General features: G+C 66.6%; 2 protein-coding genes and 1 pseudogene. All 3 read right to left on the bottom strand.

Translation table 11 applies throughout. From position 1 onward, the window contains the following. Nucleotides 1-238: 238 nt before the first annotated feature. Nucleotides 239-496 (bottom strand): annotated as a pseudogene (locus RM423_RS24600) (transposase); the annotation flags it as partial. 7 nt (nt 497-503) lie between these two features. Next, nucleotides 504-1142, bottom strand: a complete 639-nt coding sequence (locus RM423_RS24605) for a LysE family translocator (RefSeq protein WP_311425671.1) — start codon at nt 1140-1142, stop codon at nt 504-506. A gap of 166 nt (nt 1143-1308) precedes the next feature. Next, nucleotides 1309-1716, bottom strand: a 408-nt coding sequence (locus RM423_RS24610) for a LysR substrate-binding domain-containing protein (protein ID WP_311425672.1), incomplete at its 5' end; no start/stop codon positions are given.

Raw genomic sequence — 1716 nt, forward strand, 5'->3', positions numbered from 1 at the left:
CGCACGCAGGACCGCATCCACTCCAGGAGCGCACCATCGTTCGCTGGGCGGACACACTGACCGAGATGCGCTCGCACCAAGGCCGTCGAACAGCGGCTCAACGACTTCTCCCATCCGTCGCCTAGAGAACCATCAGCGGCAGGGCTCGCTCAGGCTGTTCGCGTGTCGGTCAACGACGGTGGTCAGGTGTCCACCTCAATAGCCGAGACCGAAAGGAAATCCGTGACAGCGGGGTCTATCTCGCTAACGGGGACAGCACGGCCTCGTCGACCCCGTTGAGCCGTCGTTGCCGCTTCTTTACGATCTGCGGCTCGAATGTGGTCGCCCGATCCCGGGGGACGTCGATCTCGACCTGCCCACTCGCTTCGGTGAGCACCGTCTTCCCTCTGGTGCCGTTGCGGATGTTGCCCGTGCCAGCGCCGGAGCAGCCGGATGCTTTCGCCGCATCACACGAGCGGTCAGATCGATCGTCGGTCCGGGCACCGGCAGGTTTGATGCGGACGTCAGTCCGAACGCCCGGTCATGGCCACGGACGCGTCCAAGCCGATCATCGACAGGCCTCCCAGGCGCGTGATGGCACGGGCGCGCCCAGGCGTACTGGACAGCCAGACGCGGGCTCGACCGGCGGCTAACGCCCACGCGGTGTCGGTGACCAACCCCACCGTCAGCGGCACCAGGGCAAGCACCAGCATCTGGCGGCTGACATGACCAGCATCTCGGTTGACGAACTGCGGCAGGATCGCGGCGAAGATGATGAACACCTTGGGATTGGTGACGCCGACCACCACGCCGGTGCGCACCGCGCGCCAGGTGTCCGGTGGCGTGGCAGACGCCGCGGAGGTCAGCGAAGAGGCGGCGCTGTGGCGAATAGCCTGCACGCCCAACCACACCAGGTAGGCCGCCCCGGCGAACTTGATGGCCGAGAAGAACAGCTCTGAGCGCTGTAGCAGAGGGCCCAGGCCGAGTGCGATGCAGACGGCGGCGAAGTACGAGCCGGCGCTGTTGCCCAGGACGCTGGCCAGGACTGTACGGCGGCCGTGGCTGAGAGCGCGGCCGATGACGAACAGCACGCTGGGTCCGGGGACGGCGATGAGCAGTCCACATGCCAGCGCCAAGCCGAGGACCTGCGTGAGAGAAACCATAGCCGAGAGTATCCACCCTACGCCGCTATTCGCCCCCAATGACGGCGGCGTCAAGTGAGCGCGATGTCGATAGTCTTCTTCAGGTTGCCGATGTTGGCAGCTGACGAGCCGCTCCTGCAGCGTGATCTTGATAGGTCCCGCTGGGATCCGCGGTCGGGGTGTTCGCTCAGGGTGCTGAGCGGTAGGTGGCTGCGGCGAGGTGTGCGAACGAGTGGACGAGCGGGTTGGCGTTGGTGCTGTTCCAGGCGACGACGAGGTGGCTGGGTGGCATGTCGGCCAGTGGAATGGATGTCAGGCCGTCGGGTAGCGCGTGAGCGAGGGGGCTCAGCCCGATCGTGCCGTTCCAGAGAACGGCCTGCAGGCACTCGTGGACGGTGCGCACCACCGGACCATCCCGCAGCCCATCGGTCGGCACCGTGCCGTTTGAGCGAGTGCCGTTTGAGCGAGTGCCGTTCCAGTAGGCGCGCCAGAGGGAATCGGTTCCCTCAGGCAGTTGGAACCACCGCCGATCGGCAAGGTCGCGCAGGTGCAGGGTGTCGCGTCGGGCGAGCGGGTCGTCGGTGCGCAGGACCAC

It is taken from the genome of Jatrophihabitans lederbergiae, assembly GCF_031845305.1.
Taxonomy (GTDB): domain Bacteria; phylum Actinomycetota; class Actinomycetes; order Mycobacteriales; family Jatrophihabitantaceae; genus Jatrophihabitans_A; species Jatrophihabitans_A lederbergiae.